A 16763-nucleotide genomic window follows, 5' to 3' on the forward strand; every position below is an offset into this window, starting at 1 on the left:
CCGATAAAACGCTGTATATTTGAGCTTTTAAAATCGAGTTTTGTGGAAAAAACACAAGAATGTCAATGACAACCTACGAGATGGCACGCGTGCTTGAGCAGTTAGAGCAAGCACCAGAGAAAGTAATGTTTGGTCGGATCTTAAACGAGTTAGGTAGCCAAAGTGGTGAACGTATTCGTAGCGCTGCGAAACACGTGCCTTTGCCAGTGCTCCGCGACATGGTGTATCAATTCCAACAAGTCATAGAAGCGCGTAAGGATGAACAGCTTGATAGCTTGGCTAAAGAGATCGCCGATCAAGGTATTTCAGTCGAAGATTTGAAAAACTACCTCGCCAGCAAGAAGTAACGTAATAGACATTAAAAAAGCTCGCTTAATTGCGAGCTTTTTTTATGGGTTAACATTGCGGTTGATAGGGTTTTGCAGCGAGATAAGGGTTTCGGTTGATTGCACTTCGTCGATCGCTTGCAGCTTATCTATTAACACGTATTGTAACTCTTCTATGGAGCGACACATCAATTTGACGAAGATGTTATAAGCTCCGGTGGTGTAGTAGGCTTCCACCACCTCTTCCAAGGCATTGAGCTTTTCTAACGCGGAATGATAATCGCGTGCGGCATTTAGGTTAATTCCAATAAAACAGCACACATCATAACCCAGCTTTTTCGTGTCAACGATCACTTCGGTCCCTTGGATGATGTCAGCAGACTTCATCTTTTCAATCCGCACATGGATAGTGGCAGGGCTAACCTCAAACAGTTTGGCCATTTCAGCGTAAGGGGTACGCGCATCTTCCATCAGTGTTTTTAGGATGGCTTTGTCGAGATCATCCAGTTTTGCGCCGTGAGCTTGCATGCAAGTCCTTGTCAGTTAATAGATACAGATTTGGATAAGTACAAATTATCACCAGTGATGATACAATTATATCTATACTTACCTGATTTAGTGACTTATTTTGCTGCGTTTCTGCCTTCTCATTATTACCGCTTTTGGCTCTGCCTTGGCTTGTGCGGATGAGAATGACATCTTAGTCATTCACTCGTACCACCAAGGTTTCTTTTGGACCGACTCGTTTCAATATGGGTTAGAGCAGCAAATTGAGCCTTATCACCTTTCAACAAGAGTGCTGTATCTCGACACTAAGCGAGCGCAAAACGATCAGTACCTGCAGCAGCTCTATTCGCTATATAAAACTAAGTTTGAACAAGAGTCGTTTCGCGCCATAGTGGTATCGGACAATAACGCGCTAGACTTGGTCAATAAACTGGGAGATGTGATCGGAGACACTCCTGTTATCTTTGGCGGCATCAATAATTACCAACCGTATCTACACCGCAACCTGCGGGCTACAGGCGTTAAGGAAAACATCGATCTAGCGGCGAACATTGGCCTAATCGAGCGCATTCAGCCGCAGCTAGAGTCGATTTATGTGATTACCGATCATTCTGTGACTGGTGCGGCAGCACGCAGTGAAATCGGCAAGTTTATGACTGAGCATCCACAGTATCATGGCCGCATTGTTTCCTACATCCCTGACAACTTTGCTCAACTTCTCGATTTTGTCGCCAAACTTGATCAACGTTCTGCAATTATCTATTGGCTGTACTATCGCTCTAGAACCGGAGAAGTGAACTCTGATGGCATTTTATGGCAACAACTGAATGAAGCGGCTGAAGCGCCGGTTTATATGGCGCATGACTACGGCTTAGGTTTTGGCGCCGTCGGGGGGGTGATTCAGGGCGGTGTGCAACATGGGCAGCAAACGGGGGCGTTACTGCTTAAAGTGCTTGCTAATCCCAATAGCCCTCTGCCACCTGTGGAAATGGGGATTGCGGAAATCAAGCTCGATTATCACGCGGTTCAGCGTTGGGGCCTCGGGGTTGAGGCTGAGCCCAGCGCGGTACTGTTTAACCGACCTCAAACCTTCACTGAAAAATATCGACATCAATTGGAGTTTATTGCATCTGTTATCGGTGCTCTGATCCTGGTTATTGTCGGCTTAGTCTATTATTTAGGGCGACTGAAACGCAGTGAACAGTTAGCCAAAGAGAGTCAAACCTTAATCGAAATGGTCTTTGACCAGAGTTATCATTTTATTGGCGTGCTGGATAGTCGAGGGGTACGGATTTCTAGCAACCTTAAGCTGCATGATTTGCTGCATGATCAAAGCTTTAGTATCGAGAGACCAATTTGGCAGCACCCACATTGGGAAAATAGCTCTGCTGAGCAAATACAAAGTTACTTTAGCCATACTCAACAGGCGAAAAATGCGCAATTTGAAGTGGAGATCTGGCACGAAGAATATGGTGCCATGGTACTAGAGTTGTCGCTTAAGCCGATTCCATCGCCAAACAGTGAGGCGCAGTTTCTGTTTGAAGCTCGAGACATCACCTCGCGCAAAATCACCGAAGAGCGCCTATTTCAACGCGAAGCGAACCTAGGTCACTATTATGACCAACAACCAGTGATGATGGTGACGCTTGATGAGCACAATCGAGTTCAGCAAGTGAATCAGTTCGCTGAACAATTGCTGGGCTACACAGAAGACCAGATACTCGGTCACCGACTTAGAGAGTTCTATCTACGTAAAGACGCGCTGATCCCGCGTCAAGTGTTACTTCAACCCAAACAGGCCATCAAAGGTGTATGGCGGCGCGATATTGAGTATCGACATGCGGACGGGCAAACCGTTTGGATTCGTGAAAACATCCGTCCATTGGTAGAGAGTGGTCACCTGTTGATTGTGGGTGAAGATGTGACAGAAACACGCGCCTTAGCTGAGCAGCTCAAGTATCAAGCTGAGCACGATCTCCTCACAGGAACGTACAGTCGCAACTACTTCGAAACCTCGCTCAACCTTGCGTTACAAGACGTTGAAGACGAGACTCGAACTCACGCCATGCTGTATATCGACCTAGACCAACTGAAAGTACTGAATGACACCGCTGGCCATGAAGCGGGGGATGCGGCGATCCAGTTTTGCGCTAGCATGCTGGAAGAGGTGTTGCCTTACAATACTGTCTTGGCGCGAATGGGCGGCGATGAGTTTGCCATCTTACTGAAAGACTGCACAGAGCTCGATGCCAAGAAGCTAGCCAAAACCATTATTAATACCCTCAGTGAACATGCGTTTGTATGGGAAGATATTCGTCTTAGTTTAACCTGTTCAATAGGCATTCGCCTGATTGACCACACGGCGTCATCGCCGCAAATGGTTCACGCGCAAGCCGACACCGCCTGTCACGCCGCAAAGGAAGAAGGGCGCAATCGCTTCAACCTATACTGCTTGGATGACAAAGAGCTTCGTCGTCGTGAGCAGGAGATGGAAAGCGTCAACCTGGTCCATCATGCGCTCGCCAACCAGCGCATTGAACTGTTCGCCCAACGCATCCTGGACTTGAGTGGTGAAGAGCGCGGTATGCACTTTGAAATATTGATTCGCATTAAAAATACCCAAGGGGAGTACATATCACCTGGTATTTTTATGCCTGCTTCTGAACGCTATAACATTGCTCACCTGCTTGATAAGCAAGTTGTTACTCAGACACTGGCTTGGTTTGAACAACACCCACAAACGTTAGACAGACTATCCTTATGCTCGATCAATTTATCTGGGCACTCGATGGGCAATAGCGAGTTCATTAGCTATCTACTCGAGACACTGCAAAACAGCCCCATCCCGTGTGACAAACTTTGTTTGGAAATCACCGAAACCGCGGCGATGAGCAATATGAATCAAGCGATCGATTTCTTTAGCCAATTAAAAGCGCTTGGTTGTAAGATCGCGTTGGATGATTTTGGTTCAGGTCTTTCCTCGTTTGGTTACTTGAAGAAGCTGCCAGTCGATATCGTCAAAATTGATGGTATTTTTGTCCGTGAAATGGACACCAACGAGGTGGACCACTTAATGGTGCGCTCGATCAACGACTTGGCGCACCAAATGGGCAAGAAGACGGTGGCGGAGTTTGTCGAAAACAGCCAAATTATAGAACAACTGATGGATCTAGAAGTGGACTACGCTCAAGGTTACTTTATCGGTAAACCTAAGCCGCTTGCGGACCTGGTGGCACAATTGAGTGTGATTGATAAAGCTTAGTACCGTAGCGAAAAATCCAGTACACTTCGCCGCGTCATTCCAAGTAACGTTTAGGAGCGCTCTGTGCAATTACAGCTTCAGTGTGAAGACTCAACTCAACACGACCGTTTTGTCCAGCTCACTCAGCGCTGGGGGCTGAGCCATAGTGAAGATAGCCCATTTGCATTGGTGTTAACCGAGCAGAGGTTAGAGCTACGCAAGCTCGACGAACCTAAACTGGGCGCCATTTACGTTGATTTAGCGGGCGGGGCGGTGGCACACAGACGCAAGTTTGGTGGCGGAAAGGGCCAGGCGATAGCCAAGGCGGCAGGACTGAATAAAGGTGGCACTCCGACGATCCTGGATGGGACGGCCGGGCTGGGTCGAGATGCTTTTGTTCTAGCCTCACTGGGTTGCAAGGTACAAATGGTCGAACGTCACCCTGTGGTTGCCGCGTTACTAGATGATGGTTTAACCAGAGCCAAACAGGACAGTGAAATCGGTGCTTGGGTGAGTGAGCGAATGAGCCTTATTCATGCTTCAAGCCATGACGCGTTGGCCAAGCTAGCCGCAGACAAGGACTTTTCGCGTCCTGATGTTGTTTACCTCGATCCCATGTATCCTCATCCGGAGAACAAGAAAAAGAGCGCATTGGTCAAAAAAGAGATGCGTGTTTTTCAAGCCCTAGTCGGTGCCGATCTTGATGCAGATGGCCTATTAGAACCCGCTTTAGCCCTTGCGAGTAAAAGGGTGGTTGTCAAAAGACCAGACTATGCGGACTGGCTTGATCAACGTAAGCCGAGTATGGCTATCGAAACCAAGAAGAATCGATTCGATGTTTATGTTAACGCGGCGATGAGCGAGTGATTAATCTGTCAATTCGGTGATTTGTCACTTGCCTAACCGACGGGTAATAGAGTATACCTTAGTAAGAATTATTCGTATTCTTAGCTAAGGTTGTTGATGTGGCTAAACGTCTATGTAAGATGAATCGCAAACAAATAGTAGAAAACTTGGGGGATATTCACCGCCTTGTGGTTGAGCCTAAGTACGTTTGTCGCTCTTGTGCCCGTTCTTCATCGGACAATTCAAGCCTCTGTAAGCCCGCTGCGATTCCCCCGCAAGCCTGCCAAAACAAACCCATCAGTGAGCAGCAAAAATGTGGTTTATTGGCCGAAGCCCAGCCCAGCCCTAGACCGTCACTACAAAAAGCGCAAGCAGTGCGTCGCATTGTAGAGCGAGTGAAGCATAAAGCTCAGCAGCCCAAATCGATAGTGATTGAACAGGCGACAGCTGAACTCATCGATAAAAAAGCCATCAAGAAAGCGAAGAAGGCCGCTAAGAAACAGTTTAAACAACAGAAGAAACTGATTAAGCTGGCGAAAAAGCACAACAAATTATTGAAGAAGCAACGCAAGCTTGCAGCGCGCCTCGAAGGTTCAAAGCAGCAAGTCGCGTTATTCTCAGAGAGCAGGCCAAACCAGAATAGCGCAGGCCTGCATTAACCGACGCTAAACATAAAAAAATCGCCCTCCAGCTGGAGGGCGTTTTTTTATGTTTGATAGCTTTGTTCGACTTTTCGTTTGACCCAGGTTTCGTTGACCCATAGAGAGAGGAGAATGATCGCTGCGCCAATTGTGAGTTGGACCAAATCAACATCTCGATTCCAAATGAGAATATTGACCAGCAGACCCGCAGGGACGAGAGCGTTGTTCATTACTGCTAGCGCACCGGCGTTAACCATGGTCGCGCCCTTATTCCAAGCGAAGTATCCCAATCCAGAGGCAATCAACCCAAGGTAGATTAATACGCCCCATTGAGTAGTGGTGGTGGGCATTTTTTCGAGATTACCCATCAGCGCAAACGCGACAGTGGCGACGCAAAGCGCACCTAGGTAGAAGTAGCCAAATATAGTGTGCTGTGGCAGTTCAACCTGGTAACGCTCCATGAGGTATTTGTAGCCGACTTGGCCGATAGCAAAGCAGATATTAGCGCCTTGAACCACCAAAAACCCGAGCACGAAGTTTTCGTTTATGCCTGCAAATTTGATCAACCCAGCGCCGACTACAGCGATCGCTGCCGTGACCAAATACCAAGGCGAGAACCGACGCTTGAGCAGATCATAGATTAAGGTGACGTAGATAGGTGTGAACACGGTAAACAGCAAGACTTCTGGTACCGAAAGGAGTAAGAAAGATTGGTAATAGAAGCAGTACATTAGGCCGAGCTGACAACCGCCAACCAGCATCAGTTTGCCGATGAGGCCTTTGTCGACCCCTCTGAACTTCAAGAATGGCAAGAACACTAAACTGGCCAGCGCGACACGTATCCACACTGAAAACCAAGAATCAACCTGACCGGCAAGATAGACGCCGATCAGGCTAAATGAAAACGCCCACAACAAGGTGACCGCAGATAAATACCCCATAATTACGACTCATTATCAAAAACGATTGGGGCAGTGTATACCAAGTTAAGCGATCAATCAGTCTTTGAGTGGTACCACCAGCAGATCAACCGGTGAGCAGTTGATAAGTTGGCGAGTTGAAGAGAGCAGCTTGCTCCAGAAATCTTGATGGTGCCCACATACCACCAAGTCGATATTGAACTCATTGATGGTATCACACAGCTCGTTACTCAAGTCCCCACTGCCGACCAGCGTATGCTTAATGGGGAAATTGGCATGGTCTGCGAGGTCTTGCAATTGCTTTTGTGAGGCTTCAATAGCCTGGTGTTGAGTCTCGGCGAGATTGATATCGATAAGCCCGGTATACAGCTCGGCGTAATTGACATCAATATGGACAAAAGAGACGACCGCATCGAGCGGCTTCGCGAGCGCCACCGCCTTATCAACCAGCAATTTACTGTCTTCAGATAGGTCGATCGCAACCAGAATGTGTTGATAACTCATAATGCTAGCTCCTTGTAAGGGTCTGATTACAGATTAGCACCTTGAATTGATTAATTTTGCCAAAGTGATCTCAGATCCACATTTGCCATACAAAGTGTTATGGTGATGAACATGATATAGTCAATTTAACTTCATAGACTTAGTAGGAGTGGTAGATGCTTTCTCAAGCAATGGTTGATCAATTGAATGAGCAAATTAATCTCGAATTTTTCTCATCCAATCTATACTTACAAATGAGTGCTTGGTGTGAAGACAAAGGATTCGAAGGTGCAGCTGAATTTTTACGCAAACATGCCGTAGAAGAAATGGAGCACATGCAGCGTCTTTTCACTTATGTAAGTGAGACGGGCGCGATGCCAATCCTAGGTGCGATTGACGCCCCTAAGCACGAGTTTAATAGCCTTGGTGATGTATTTCGCGAGACGTTTGAGCATGAGCAGATGATTACAGACAAAATCAACAAGCTGGCTCACTTAGCGTTTACTTCGCAAGACTATTCAACATTCAACTTCTTACAGTGGTACGTTGCAGAGCAGCATGAAGAAGAGAAGTTATTTAAAGGGATCTTAGATAAGTTAGATCTTGTTGGCGAAGATGGTAAAGCACTGTTCTTTATCGACAAAGATTTAGCAGCTTTGGCAAAAGAAGGTTCATCTTCAATTATGGATGCCCCTGCTGAGTAATTTTCAGCGCGAGACGCTCTAACATAGGTCGTCTTTTTCTCCGGGCATGAATGAAGATGTAGGGAGGAAAAGATGATCAATGCTGATACCGTTCTATTCACACTGATGATGGTGACCTTGGTAAACATGGCGCGCTACCTGACTGCGCTGCGTTCTCTGATTTACATCATGCGAGAAGCCCACCCTTTGCTTTATCAACAAGTGGATGGCAATGGCTTCTTTACCACTCACGGTAATGTGACCAAGCAAGTGCGGCTGTTCCACTACCTAAAGAGTAGAGAGTATCATCACCATCACGATGAAGTCTTTACTGGCAAATGTGAGCGGGTAAGAGAACTGTTTATCTTGTCGACCTCTTTGCTCGGTGTCACCATGTTGGCGGCTTTTATTCTGTAATAACAGACGAATTGGCAAGCTAGCAAAATGCCGCTAAAATAGCCTTTCGATTTTGCAAAGGATGTGCTCATGCACATCCTTTTTTATTGGTTTTAAGAGTAGTGGTTCATGACAGAAAAGTTTGATGTTGTCATTATTGGCGCGGGCGCGGCAGGGTTAATGTGCGCCGCACAAGCGGGTAAACGTGGCCGTAAGACGTTAATTCTTGACCACGCAAAAAAGCCTGGCCGAAAAATATTAATTGCCGGTGGCGGACGTTGCAACTTTACTAACTATGATGTCTCGGCCAACCACTATTTGTGCCAAAATCCTCATTTTGTTAAATCGGCATTATCTCAATACAGCAACTGGGACTTTATTTCGTTGGTTAGCCAGCATGGCATTGAGTTTGAAGAGCGCGATCACGGCCAACTGTTCTGTGTCGGTGACTACACCTCGAAAGACATAGTGAAAATGTTGCTCGCTGAGTGCGATTTACCCAGTGTCAGTCAGCGTTATCAGCAAGACGTTCACCACATAGAGAAAACCGAGCATGGTTTTACGTTGCATGCCAATACCAGTGTGATTGAGTGTGAATCGCTGGTGGTGGCGACAGGCGGATTGTCGATGCCAAAACTTGGAGCTACCCCTTTTGGCTACAAGGTGGCAGAGCAGTTTGGCCTCAACGTTATCCCAACCACTGCAGGGCTGGTGCCGTTTACGTTGCATAAAGAAGACAAGCAGGCGTTAGCGGAACTGTCGGGTATTGCCGTGCCGACGGAAATCACCGCCCAAGATGGTACCGTGTTTAAAGAAGCCTTGCTGTTTACCCACCGCGGCCTATCTGGTCCATCTGTATTACAAATCTCCTCTTTTTGGCGTGCCGGACAAAAAGTGACGATCAACTTAGTGCCAGATGTTGATCTTGATGAGCTACTGAAGCGATCGCTAGAAAAGCATCCAAATCAGAGTTTGAAAAATACGCTTGCGAAGGTCTTGCCTAAGCGATTAGTCGAAGTTTTGATCGAGCTGAAATTGCTTGAAGACAAACCACTGAAACAGTTTAACAGCAAGCAACTTGCTGCGGTGACCGCTCAGTTAGAACAGTGGCAAATTACGCCAAACGGCACCGAAGGCTATCGCACCGCAGAAGTCACTCTCGGTGGTGTCGATACTGAGCATTTGTCATCGAAAAGCATGGAATGTAAACAGATCAAAGGGTTGTTCTTTATCGGTGAGGTCGTGGATGTGACAGGATGGCTCGGAGGATACAACTTCCAATGGTGCTGGAGCTCAGCCTATGCCGCGGGGCAATGGGTGTAAAAATCCAAGTTGAATCTAATAAGAGTTCACTCATTAGTACTACACTTAACTCTATAAAAAGGTGAAGGACATCTAAGGAGTGAACTCTATGAGTCAACAAGCACTGATCTCGCGTATTAACGAGCTGCCGCGCATCGAGAGCGTGTTGCAAGAGCTGCTAGAAATGGTCAACCGCGATACCATAGATTTTAGTGAGTTAGCTCACAAGATGGCGATGGATCAAGTGCTATTGGCTCGGGTATTAAGGATGGCAAACTCCGCCCAGTTTGGTGGAGTAAAAGGGATTTCTAACATTAACGACGCCATCGTCCGTATTGGTATCGGCGCTATTCGCAATCTGATCTCTTCTTCGATTCTTGCTTCAAGCTTTCCTAAAATTGAAACGCTCAATATTAAAGATTATTGGGCTGGGACGTTTGAAATTGCCACTATTGCTAGCGCGATCGCCAAAGACATTAAATTGGACCCGAATGAAGCGTTCACTACCGGCATTTTGCACAACATTGGCGAGTTAATGATTCATACTTTGGAGCCAGAGAAAGCGTTGGCCATTCAACAACGCGTGCTTGCGGGCGAAAACGCCGCGCAAGTGCAAAAAGAGGTGTTGGGCGTTGATGCGCAAGAGCTCGGTGCTGTGCTGGCAGAAAGTTGGAAGTTTCCTAATGAATTGGTTGACGCGATTGCCAACGTCAATCACCCTTCAAAAGCGGTTGAGTCTAAGCGCTTGGCCTGTTTGTTGTACCTCGCTCGAGATGCCCACAGCCGCTGGGATACCATGCTAGAGGAGCGCGAGAAACTGCGTTATCTCACCAATAGCCGTGCTGCGCAAGCGCTCCACGTTTCCTCAGGGTTAGCGAACAAGATCGATTCGGTTCGCGGTCAAGGCAGTGAGCTGGCTTACCAGTTGTTTTGAATAACAGCCTAGGTTACCAGCTGGTTAAACCGACTGTTTAGTCAGATCTTTTTTGCCCAATTTGATCTGCTGGATCGCCAGCCCAGTGACAATCAGTACTAACCCAATTAAAGTCGTCGGATGAATGTCTTCTCCAATAATTGTCGATAGCAGCATCAGGGAAATAAACGGCGAGGCAAAAATCAAGTTACTGATGCGCGCCGTGTTGTCGGTCAGTTTGAGCGCGCTTAACCACAATACAAAGGTCACGCCCATTTCAAACAGCCCGACATACGTCACCGCAAGCCAACCTTGAGCAGTGATGTGACTCATGCCTATGCCTTCATACAAGGTTAAGCCAATGGCAAAAGGAATGGCGACCAAAAAGCCCAGCAATATACCCACCACAGGATCGGCTTTGTTTTTTGCGTTTAAGATCCAATAGCCCGCCCAAAGTAAGGTAGAGAGCAGCGCCAATCCAACCCCAATCGGGTTATCAAAATTGAGCCCGAGCACATCACCTTTGGTCGCGATGACGATGACACCGATATAGCTGAACGTACACGCCAACCAATCCTGTTTGCGAATTTTTTGCCCTAAAAACACCGCTGCCATTAACGTCAAGGTAATCGCCCAACTGTAATTAATCGCTTGCGCTTGTGAGGCGGGCAGTAAGTCGTAGGCTTTAAACAAAATGACGTAATAGGCGAGTGGATTAATTAAGCCCAGTAGCAGGTAGTACCAAGGGTTCGCTAGGAAGGTGCTGGGGAGTTGGTTCAGTTTGCCGGTAACGGCGCAGATAACGAGAAGGGCGAGCGCTGACACCATGCTGGCAACGGTTAACATCTGGATAGGAGAAAACTCAGCCAGTGTCAGCTTAAAAGCGGTGGCTACTGTCGACCAGAGTAATACAGCACAGAGACCTAATCCTAAAGCGCGGCGCTCGTTCATGATATTCCTTATAGGGGTTGCCGTGAATGTTCTCGGCTCGATAGGCCGCGATAAAACGCTTAGTCTAGCTGCTCGATATCTCGCCGACAAACTGGACATTTATCCAGTAGGCAAATACCATGGAACCACTATTTGTTAGAGTCGTTAAATCATTACTATGCAATGGATTCTTGAGTATCAAGCGTTCTTGGTGAGTGGCGTGAGTGGGGCCTTGATCAGCGGTGTGGCGGTTGGCTGGTGGGTAAAACAGAAAATGCGTTTTGACCAACAACGGTTAGAGCAGCAGTTAATCGCCCATCAGCAACTAACTGATAACCAAATCAATCAGCTACAAACCCAGTTAACGCAAGCTCAGCAGGAGCTCGATGAATTGGACAGTGAGCGTGATAAAGCAGCCTATGAGCTCAAACAGTCACACGGCAAGTTAATGGCCGTACTCGAGAAACTGCGCTATTTCGATGCGGTTAAACAAGAAAGGCAGCAGTACGCGGATGATTTGAATCGTGTTCGTGAGCAAAAAGCTCAACTAGAGGCGGAATTACGTGAGCAGCAGGCGCGCCACGATGAAGAAAGCAAGGCGAATCAAGACAAGCTACAGCTATTAGAGCAAGCTGAAGAGCGCCTCAAACAGCAATTCGAGCATTTAGCTAACCAGTTGTTTGAGGCGAAAACTGCCAAAGTTGACCAACAAAACCGCCAGAGCTTAGATGGCTTGCTATCGCCGCTGCGCGAACAGCTAGAAGGGTTTAAGAAGCAGGTCAACGATAGCTTCAATCAAGAGGCCAAAGAGCGTCATACTTTGGTCCATGAGTTGAAGAACTTACAGCGTCTCAACGAGCAAATGACCAAAGAAGCGCTCAATCTCACCCAAGCTCTGAAGGGCGACAATAAGCAACAAGGTAACTGGGGAGAAGTAGTATTGGCACGGGTATTGGCCGAGTCGGGGCTGCGTGAAGGTCATGAATACCAAACTCAAGTCAGTTTGCAAAACGAAGCAGGAAAGCGCTACCAACCCGACGTCATCGTCCATTTGCCGCAAGACAAGCAGGTGGTGATTGACTCAAAAATGGCGCTAGTCGCCTATGAACGTTACTTTAACGCTGAGACAGACAGTGCAAGAGATAAAGCATTAAGTGACCACTTACTTGCGCTTCGTGCTCATATTAAAGGGCTTTCACAGAAAGACTATCATCAACTCAAAGGCATTCAGAGCCTTGATTATGTGTTGATGTTTATTCCGGTTGAGCCTGCATTTCAGGTGGCGATTCAAGCCGACCCAAGTCTTGTGAAAGACGCGATGGAGCAAAATATTATTTTAGTTAGCCCGACCACCTTACTGGTGGCCCTGCGTACGATTGATAATCTGTGGCGCAATGATAGGCAGAATCAAAACGCGCAAATCATCGCTGAACGAGCCAGCAAGCTGTATGACAAGCTGCGCTTGTTTGTCGACGATATGGAAAGTCTTGGTGGCGCTCTGGACCGAGCCAATCAAAACTATCAAGGGGCGATGAACAAGTTGGCGTCAGGACGCGGGAATGTTATTCGCCAGGCAGAAAGTTTTAAACAGCTTGGGGTTGAAGTGAAAAAGCCTATTTCAAGCTCGCTAGTGCAATTGGCCCAGCAGGAGCAACTCACAGAAAACCCTCACACCAATAAAAATGCCCCTTTCGCCCAAAGACATACGGATGAGGATAAAGTAAACTAATCGCCCGCAGTACTGGGCGTAGTTATTCTCATACTGTTTGAAGAGGAATCATCATGACGGATACAAGCGTGCAATCGAATACAGCATTAGAATCAAATGAAACCACGCATTTTGGTTTCACCACGGTCGCGAAAGAAGAGAAAGTGACCAAGGTCGCTCAAGTGTTCCACTCAGTGGCAGCCAAATACGACATTATGAATGACTTAATGTCGGGGGGCATTCATCGCCTCTGGAAGCGCTTTACTATCGACTGCAGCGGTGTTCGTCCAGGTCAACGCGTGTTGGACCTCGGTGGTGGTACGGGGGATTTGACCGCTAAGTTTTCTCGTATTGTTGGCGACAAAGGCCACGTAATTTTGGCCGATATCAACAACTCAATGTTGAATGTCGGGCGTGATAAATTGCGCGATAACGGCATCGTTGGCAACGTGCACTACGTTCAGGCGAATGCAGAGGAGCTGCCTTTTCCGGATGATTACTTTGATGCGATTACCATCAGTTTCTGCTTGCGTAATGTGACCGATAAAGACAAAGCTCTGCGTTCGATGTATCGAGTGCTTAAACCGGGCGGCCGCTTGCTTGTGCTTGAGTTTTCTAAACCGATTCTTGAGCCACTGTCGAAGATTTACGATACCTACTCATTCCACCTATTGCCGAAAATGGGCGAGTTGGTCGCCAACGATGCAGAAAGTTACCGCTATCTTGCGGAGTCGATTCGCATGCATCCCGATCAAGAAACGCTAAAAAGTATGATGGAAGAGGCGGGTTTTGAGCAGGCTAAATACTTCAACCTGACCGGTGGTATTGTCGCTCTACATCGTGGTTACAAGTTCTAAGGTGGGTTGCTATGCCGTTTGAACCCCTCGTGACTGCGGTCATAGAGACAACGCTGAACACCTTGATTCATGACGACCCTGAGTTGGGCCGTCGTTTGGCCCGTTTAAAAGGTCAGGTGATTCAAGTTCATCTCAAAGAGGTCAACAAAACCTTGACCTTTATCTTTAGTCAGCAAATCGACGTGTTAGCTAACTATGAAGGCCAACCAGATTGTTACTTGTCATTGAATCTGTCGATATTGCCTGAGTTGCGTGAGCAGTCCAACATCACCAAACTGATTAAGCAAGATAAACTGGTGTTGGAAGGCGATATTCAGTTGGCACAGAAGTTTTCACAATTGATGACCGACTGTAAGCCGGATATTGAGGAGTGGTTATCTCGTGTGAGTGGTGATGTGGTCGCGCATACCATAGTGCAAGGCGCAAAAACCATGGTCGAAAGCGTAAAAGACGGGTTACAGAAGCAGCAGAATCATCTAGCTCAAGTGCTTACCGAAGAGTGGCGAATTGCACCACCCCCACTCGAAGTGGCCTATTTTTGTGACCAGGTGGATGAGGTGAAAAGCCAAGCCGCGCGTATAGAAGCGCGCCTCAATCAGTTATTGGAGCGGGCATGACGTTATCAGAGCTACGCCGCCTCTATCACATTATCCGAGTACAATTAGAGTACGGCCTGGATGAGTTGCTTCCTAGTCACCAACTGACGAAAGCGCCGCTGTTGGCGCGAAAAAGCCTGTTTTGGGTCAAGAACCAACACGCCGATAAACCGCTCGGTGAGCGTCTGCGTTTAGCTCTGCAAGAGTTAGGTCCGGTCTGGATTAAATTTGGTCAAATGATGTCGACGCGCCGTGACTTATTTCCCGATCATATCGCGGACCCATTGGCACTGTTGCAAGATCAAGTGTCGCCGTTTGACGGTCAGTTAGCTAAGCAACAAATAGAGCAAGCGTTAGGCGGATCGCTAGAAACTTGGTTTGACGATTTTGATATCGAGCCGCTAGCCTCTGCATCAATTGCCCAAGTGCACACCGCGCGACTTAAGACCACTCAGCAAGAAGTGGTGTTAAAGGTGATTCGTCCTGATATTCGCCCGGTCATTGATGCCGATCTGAAACTGATGTACCGCATGGCGCGTATCGTCGCTAAAGCCTTGCCTGAAGCGCGTCGTTTAAAACCAGTCGAAGTCGTCCGAGAGTATGAGAAAACGCTACTCGATGAACTCGACTTAAGACGCGAAGCGGCCAATGCGATTCAACTGAGGCGTAACTTTGAGGGCAGCGAAGAGTTGTATGTTCCTGAAGTCATCACGGATTTTAGTAATAAAACCGTCATGGTTTCTGAGCGAATATATGGCATCCAGGTTTCTGACATAGAAGGCTTAGTCGCCAACGGTACCAACATGAAACTGTTGGCCGAGCGCGGTGTGAGTGTGTTTTTCACTCAGGTTTTTCGCGACAGCTTTTTCCATGCCGATATGCACCCTGGCAATGTGTTTGTAGAACCGCAGCATCCAGAGAATCCACGTTGGATCGGTTTAGATTGCGGTATTGTAGGCACACTGAACAGTGAAGATAAGCGCTATTTGGCGGAAAACTTTTTAGCCTTCTTTAATCGCGATTATCGCCGGGTGGCGGAGTTGCATGTTGAGTCAGGTTGGGTTCCACGTGAAACCAATGTGGATGAATTTGAGTTCGCGATCCGTATCGTTTGTGAGCCGATTTTTGCCAAACCGCTGTGTGAAATCTCGTTTGGCCACGTGCTCTTGAATCTGTTTAATACTGCTCGACGATTTAATATGGAAGTGCAGCCGCAATTGGTGTTGCTGCAAAAAACTTTACTCTATGTTGAAGGGCTGGGTCGCCAGCTGTATCCACAATTGGATTTATGGGAAACCGCGAAGCCGTTCCTAGAAGAGTGGATGATGAATCAAGTTGGGCCGAAAGCGGTGCTTAATGCGGTGAAAGACCGGGCGCCATTTTGGGCCGAGAAGCTCCCCGAGCTTCCTGAACTGCTTTATGACAGCTTGCGCCAAGGTAAAATGATGAATCAACGTATTGATCAACTCTACCAAGGTTATCGCTCGACCAAAAAACAGCAGGCGACGGGGAAATTTTTATTTGGTGTTGGTGCCACATTAGTCGTATGCTCGGCAATATTGGTCAACAGCAGTTATGAGCAACTTTCGTTGGCAAGCGCTTTAGGCGGAGTCACATTTTGGTTGCTTAGTTGGCGAGCTTATCGTCAATAGACGTTAAACTCTTGAAATAAATTTGTTTAATAAGACCCGAGGTAAAAAGAATGGGTGGTATTAGTATTTGGCAACTTCTGATTATTGCCGTGATTGTCGTGCTACTGTTTGGGACCAAAAAACTACGCGGTATTGGTGGTGATCTTGGCGGAGCCGTGAAAGGGTTTAAGAAGGCCATGAGCGAAGATGATGCAGCCAAGAAAGATGCAGACTTTGAGCAAAAAACGGTTGATCAGCAGAAGAGCGTCGAGCAGCAAAAAACAGAATCGACCGCTGACACTAAGAAAGACAAAGAGCAGGCATAATCCGTGTTTGATATCGGTTTTTGGGAACTGGTATTAATATCTGTCGTTGGGCTTGTCGTTTTGGGGCCAGAGCGCTTACCTCATGCCATTCGCAGCGTCTCCAAGTTTATTGGTGCCGCGAAGAGCATGGCGAATAGCGTGAAAGACGAGCTTTCACATGAGCTCAAAGTCCAAGAACTGCAAGATAACTTGCGCAAAGCTGAGCAAATGGGCATGGAGGATCTCTCTCCTGAACTGAAGTCTTCAGTGGAACAGCTCAAGCAAGCGGCGCAAGAGGTTCAACGCCCATACGCGAGCAAAAGCGACTCGGCTGACAACGCAGTTGAGACTGTCACTGAGCAATCAGCTGACGCCGCCGATGACGCCAAGCAGCAGGCAGAGCCTTCAAAAGCTCATTCGACGCCTCTGGCAGATAAAAAAGCCGAATAGTCTCGCATTAGGAGGAGCTACCGTGCGT

The 16763-nt window shown here is 47.4% G+C and carries 18 protein-coding genes; 14 read left to right on the forward strand and 4 right to left on the reverse strand.

From position 1 onward, the window contains the following. The first annotated feature begins 59 nt into the window (after positions 1-59). On the forward strand, positions 60-347 hold the full coding sequence (tsrA, locus tag FCU94_RS14375) for an H-NS-like global regulator TsrA (RefSeq protein WP_176289213.1): 288 nt from the start codon (positions 60-62) through the stop codon (positions 345-347). Between the two features lie 42 nt (positions 348-389). On the opposite strand, the gene asnC is transcribed toward tsrA, so the two are convergent. Next, entirely contained in the window at positions 390-854 is a 465-nt protein-coding gene (gene asnC, locus FCU94_RS14380; protein WP_176289214.1) for a transcriptional regulator AsnC, read from the reverse strand. A gap of 103 nt (positions 855-957) precedes the next feature. Here asnC and FCU94_RS14385 point away from each other — a divergent pair, with 103 nt between their 5' ends. From FCU94_RS14385 to FCU94_RS14395, 3 genes are all read left to right on the forward strand, one after another. Beyond that, positions 958-4095: an EAL domain-containing protein gene (locus FCU94_RS14385; protein ID WP_176289276.1), complete on the forward strand. Its 3138-nt coding sequence runs from the start codon at positions 958-960 to the stop codon at positions 4093-4095. A gap of 63 nt (positions 4096-4158) precedes the next feature. Then, positions 4159-4941 (forward strand): class I SAM-dependent methyltransferase, encoded by a 783-nt coding sequence (locus FCU94_RS14390; protein ID WP_176289215.1) that lies wholly within the window; start codon positions 4159-4161, stop codon positions 4939-4941. A gap of 98 nt (positions 4942-5039) precedes the next feature. Then, positions 5040-5579: a hypothetical protein gene (locus FCU94_RS14395; RefSeq protein ID WP_176289216.1), complete on the forward strand. Its 540-nt coding sequence runs from the start codon at positions 5040-5042 to the stop codon at positions 5577-5579. Positions 5580-5626: 47 nt separating this feature from the next. Here FCU94_RS14395 and FCU94_RS14400 read toward each other — a convergent pair whose 3' ends face one another. Next, positions 5627-6502 (reverse strand): carboxylate/amino acid/amine transporter, encoded by an 876-nt coding sequence (locus tag FCU94_RS14400; protein ID WP_176289217.1) that lies wholly within the window; start codon positions 6500-6502, stop codon positions 5627-5629. A gap of 57 nt (positions 6503-6559) precedes the next feature. Further along, positions 6560-6985 (reverse strand): universal stress protein, encoded by a 426-nt coding sequence (locus FCU94_RS14405; protein WP_176289218.1) that lies wholly within the window; start codon positions 6983-6985, stop codon positions 6560-6562. 155 nt (positions 6986-7140) lie between these two features. Here FCU94_RS14405 and ftnA point away from each other — a divergent pair, with 155 nt between their 5' ends. The 4 genes from ftnA to FCU94_RS14425 all read left to right on the forward strand — a co-directional run bounded on the left by ftnA (position 7141) and on the right by FCU94_RS14425 (position 10279). Beyond that, on the forward strand, positions 7141-7668 hold the full coding sequence (ftnA, locus tag FCU94_RS14410; protein ID WP_176289219.1) for a non-heme ferritin: 528 nt from the start codon (positions 7141-7143) through the stop codon (positions 7666-7668). Between the two features lie 72 nt (positions 7669-7740). Next, complete coding sequence (gene uspB, locus FCU94_RS14415) at positions 7741-8064, forward strand: universal stress protein UspB (RefSeq protein WP_176289220.1); 324 nt, start codon at positions 7741-7743, stop codon at positions 8062-8064. Positions 8065-8172: 108 nt separating this feature from the next. After that, positions 8173-9366 carry an NAD(P)/FAD-dependent oxidoreductase gene (locus FCU94_RS14420; RefSeq protein ID WP_176289221.1) on the forward strand — a complete coding sequence of 398 codons (1194 nt, stop codon included), beginning with the start codon at positions 8173-8175 and terminating at the stop codon, positions 9364-9366. Positions 9367-9454: 88 nt separating this feature from the next. Beyond that, positions 9455-10279: an HDOD domain-containing protein gene (locus FCU94_RS14425; protein ID WP_176289222.1), complete on the forward strand. Its 825-nt coding sequence runs from the start codon at positions 9455-9457 to the stop codon at positions 10277-10279. A gap of 24 nt (positions 10280-10303) precedes the next feature. Here FCU94_RS14425 and FCU94_RS14430 read toward each other — a convergent pair whose 3' ends face one another. Next, positions 10304-11209, reverse strand: coding sequence for a DMT family transporter (locus tag FCU94_RS14430; RefSeq protein WP_176289223.1), 906 nt, complete (start codon positions 11207-11209; stop codon positions 10304-10306). A gap of 157 nt (positions 11210-11366) precedes the next feature. Here FCU94_RS14430 and rmuC point away from each other — a divergent pair, with 157 nt between their 5' ends. The 6 genes from rmuC to tatB are packed head-to-tail and all read left to right on the forward strand — an operon-like array spanning position 11367 to position 16735. After that, positions 11367-12917: a DNA recombination protein RmuC gene (gene rmuC / locus FCU94_RS14435; protein WP_176289224.1), complete on the forward strand. Its 1551-nt coding sequence runs from the start codon at positions 11367-11369 to the stop codon at positions 12915-12917. Between the two features lie 53 nt (positions 12918-12970). Further along, complete coding sequence (gene ubiE / locus FCU94_RS14440) at positions 12971-13753, forward strand: bifunctional demethylmenaquinone methyltransferase/2-methoxy-6-polyprenyl-1,4-benzoquinol methylase UbiE (protein ID WP_176289225.1); 783 nt, start codon at positions 12971-12973, stop codon at positions 13751-13753. An 11-nt stretch (positions 13754-13764) separates the two neighbouring features. Continuing rightward, positions 13765-14370, forward strand: a complete 606-nt coding sequence (locus FCU94_RS14445; RefSeq protein ID WP_176289226.1) for a ubiquinone biosynthesis accessory factor UbiJ — start codon at positions 13765-13767, stop codon at positions 14368-14370. Further along, positions 14367-16001, forward strand: a complete 1635-nt coding sequence (gene ubiB / locus FCU94_RS14450; protein WP_176289227.1) for a ubiquinone biosynthesis regulatory protein kinase UbiB — start codon at positions 14367-14369, stop codon at positions 15999-16001. Before FCU94_RS14445 ends, ubiB begins: the two co-directional genes overlap by 4 nt. A gap of 50 nt (positions 16002-16051) precedes the next feature. Further along, positions 16052-16306 carry a Sec-independent protein translocase subunit TatA gene (gene tatA / locus FCU94_RS14455; RefSeq protein WP_176289228.1) on the forward strand — a complete coding sequence of 85 codons (255 nt, stop codon included), beginning with the start codon at positions 16052-16054 and terminating at the stop codon, positions 16304-16306. Between the two features lie 3 nt (positions 16307-16309). After that, positions 16310-16735 carry a Sec-independent protein translocase protein TatB gene (gene tatB / locus FCU94_RS14460; protein ID WP_176289229.1) on the forward strand — a complete coding sequence of 142 codons (426 nt, stop codon included), beginning with the start codon at positions 16310-16312 and terminating at the stop codon, positions 16733-16735. Positions 16736-16763 lie beyond the last annotated feature (28 nt).

It is taken from the genome of Vibrio sp. JPW-9-11-11, from assembly GCF_013369335.1.
Classification (GTDB): Bacteria; Pseudomonadota; Gammaproteobacteria; order Enterobacterales; family Vibrionaceae; genus Vibrio.

Excerpts from the sequence above, each read along its gene's own strand:
- tatA (WP_176289228.1), top strand. The coding sequence starts at position 16,052 with ATGGGTGGTATTAGTATTTGGCAACTTCTGATTATTGCCGTGATTGTC.
- FCU94_RS14445 (WP_176289226.1), top strand. The coding sequence starts at position 13,765 with ATGCCGTTTGAACCCCTCGTGACTGCGGTCATAGAGACAACGCTGAAC.
- FCU94_RS14405 (WP_176289218.1), bottom strand. The coding sequence starts at position 6,985 with ATGAGTTATCAACACATTCTGGTTGCGATCGACCTATCTGAAGACAGT.
- FCU94_RS14400 (WP_176289217.1), bottom strand. The coding sequence starts at position 6,502 with ATGGGGTATTTATCTGCGGTCACCTTGTTGTGGGCGTTTTCATTTAGC.
- ubiB (WP_176289227.1), top strand. The coding sequence starts at position 14,367 with ATGACGTTATCAGAGCTACGCCGCCTCTATCACATTATCCGAGTACAA.
- rmuC (WP_176289224.1), top strand. The coding sequence starts at position 11,367 with ATGCAATGGATTCTTGAGTATCAAGCGTTCTTGGTGAGTGGCGTGAGT.
- FCU94_RS14420 (WP_176289221.1), top strand. The coding sequence starts at position 8,173 with ATGACAGAAAAGTTTGATGTTGTCATTATTGGCGCGGGCGCGGCAGGG.
- FCU94_RS14430 (WP_176289223.1), bottom strand. The coding sequence starts at position 11,209 with ATGAACGAGCGCCGCGCTTTAGGATTAGGTCTCTGTGCTGTATTACTC.
- ftnA (WP_176289219.1), top strand. The coding sequence starts at position 7,141 with ATGCTTTCTCAAGCAATGGTTGATCAATTGAATGAGCAAATTAATCTC.
- ubiE (WP_176289225.1), top strand. The coding sequence starts at position 12,971 with ATGACGGATACAAGCGTGCAATCGAATACAGCATTAGAATCAAATGAA.
- uspB (WP_176289220.1), top strand. The coding sequence starts at position 7,741 with ATGATCAATGCTGATACCGTTCTATTCACACTGATGATGGTGACCTTG.
- asnC (WP_176289214.1), bottom strand. The coding sequence starts at position 854 with ATGCAAGCTCACGGCGCAAAACTGGATGATCTCGACAAAGCCATCCTA.
- tsrA (WP_176289213.1), top strand. The coding sequence starts at position 60 with ATGTCAATGACAACCTACGAGATGGCACGCGTGCTTGAGCAGTTAGAG.
- FCU94_RS14425 (WP_176289222.1), top strand. The coding sequence starts at position 9,455 with ATGAGTCAACAAGCACTGATCTCGCGTATTAACGAGCTGCCGCGCATC.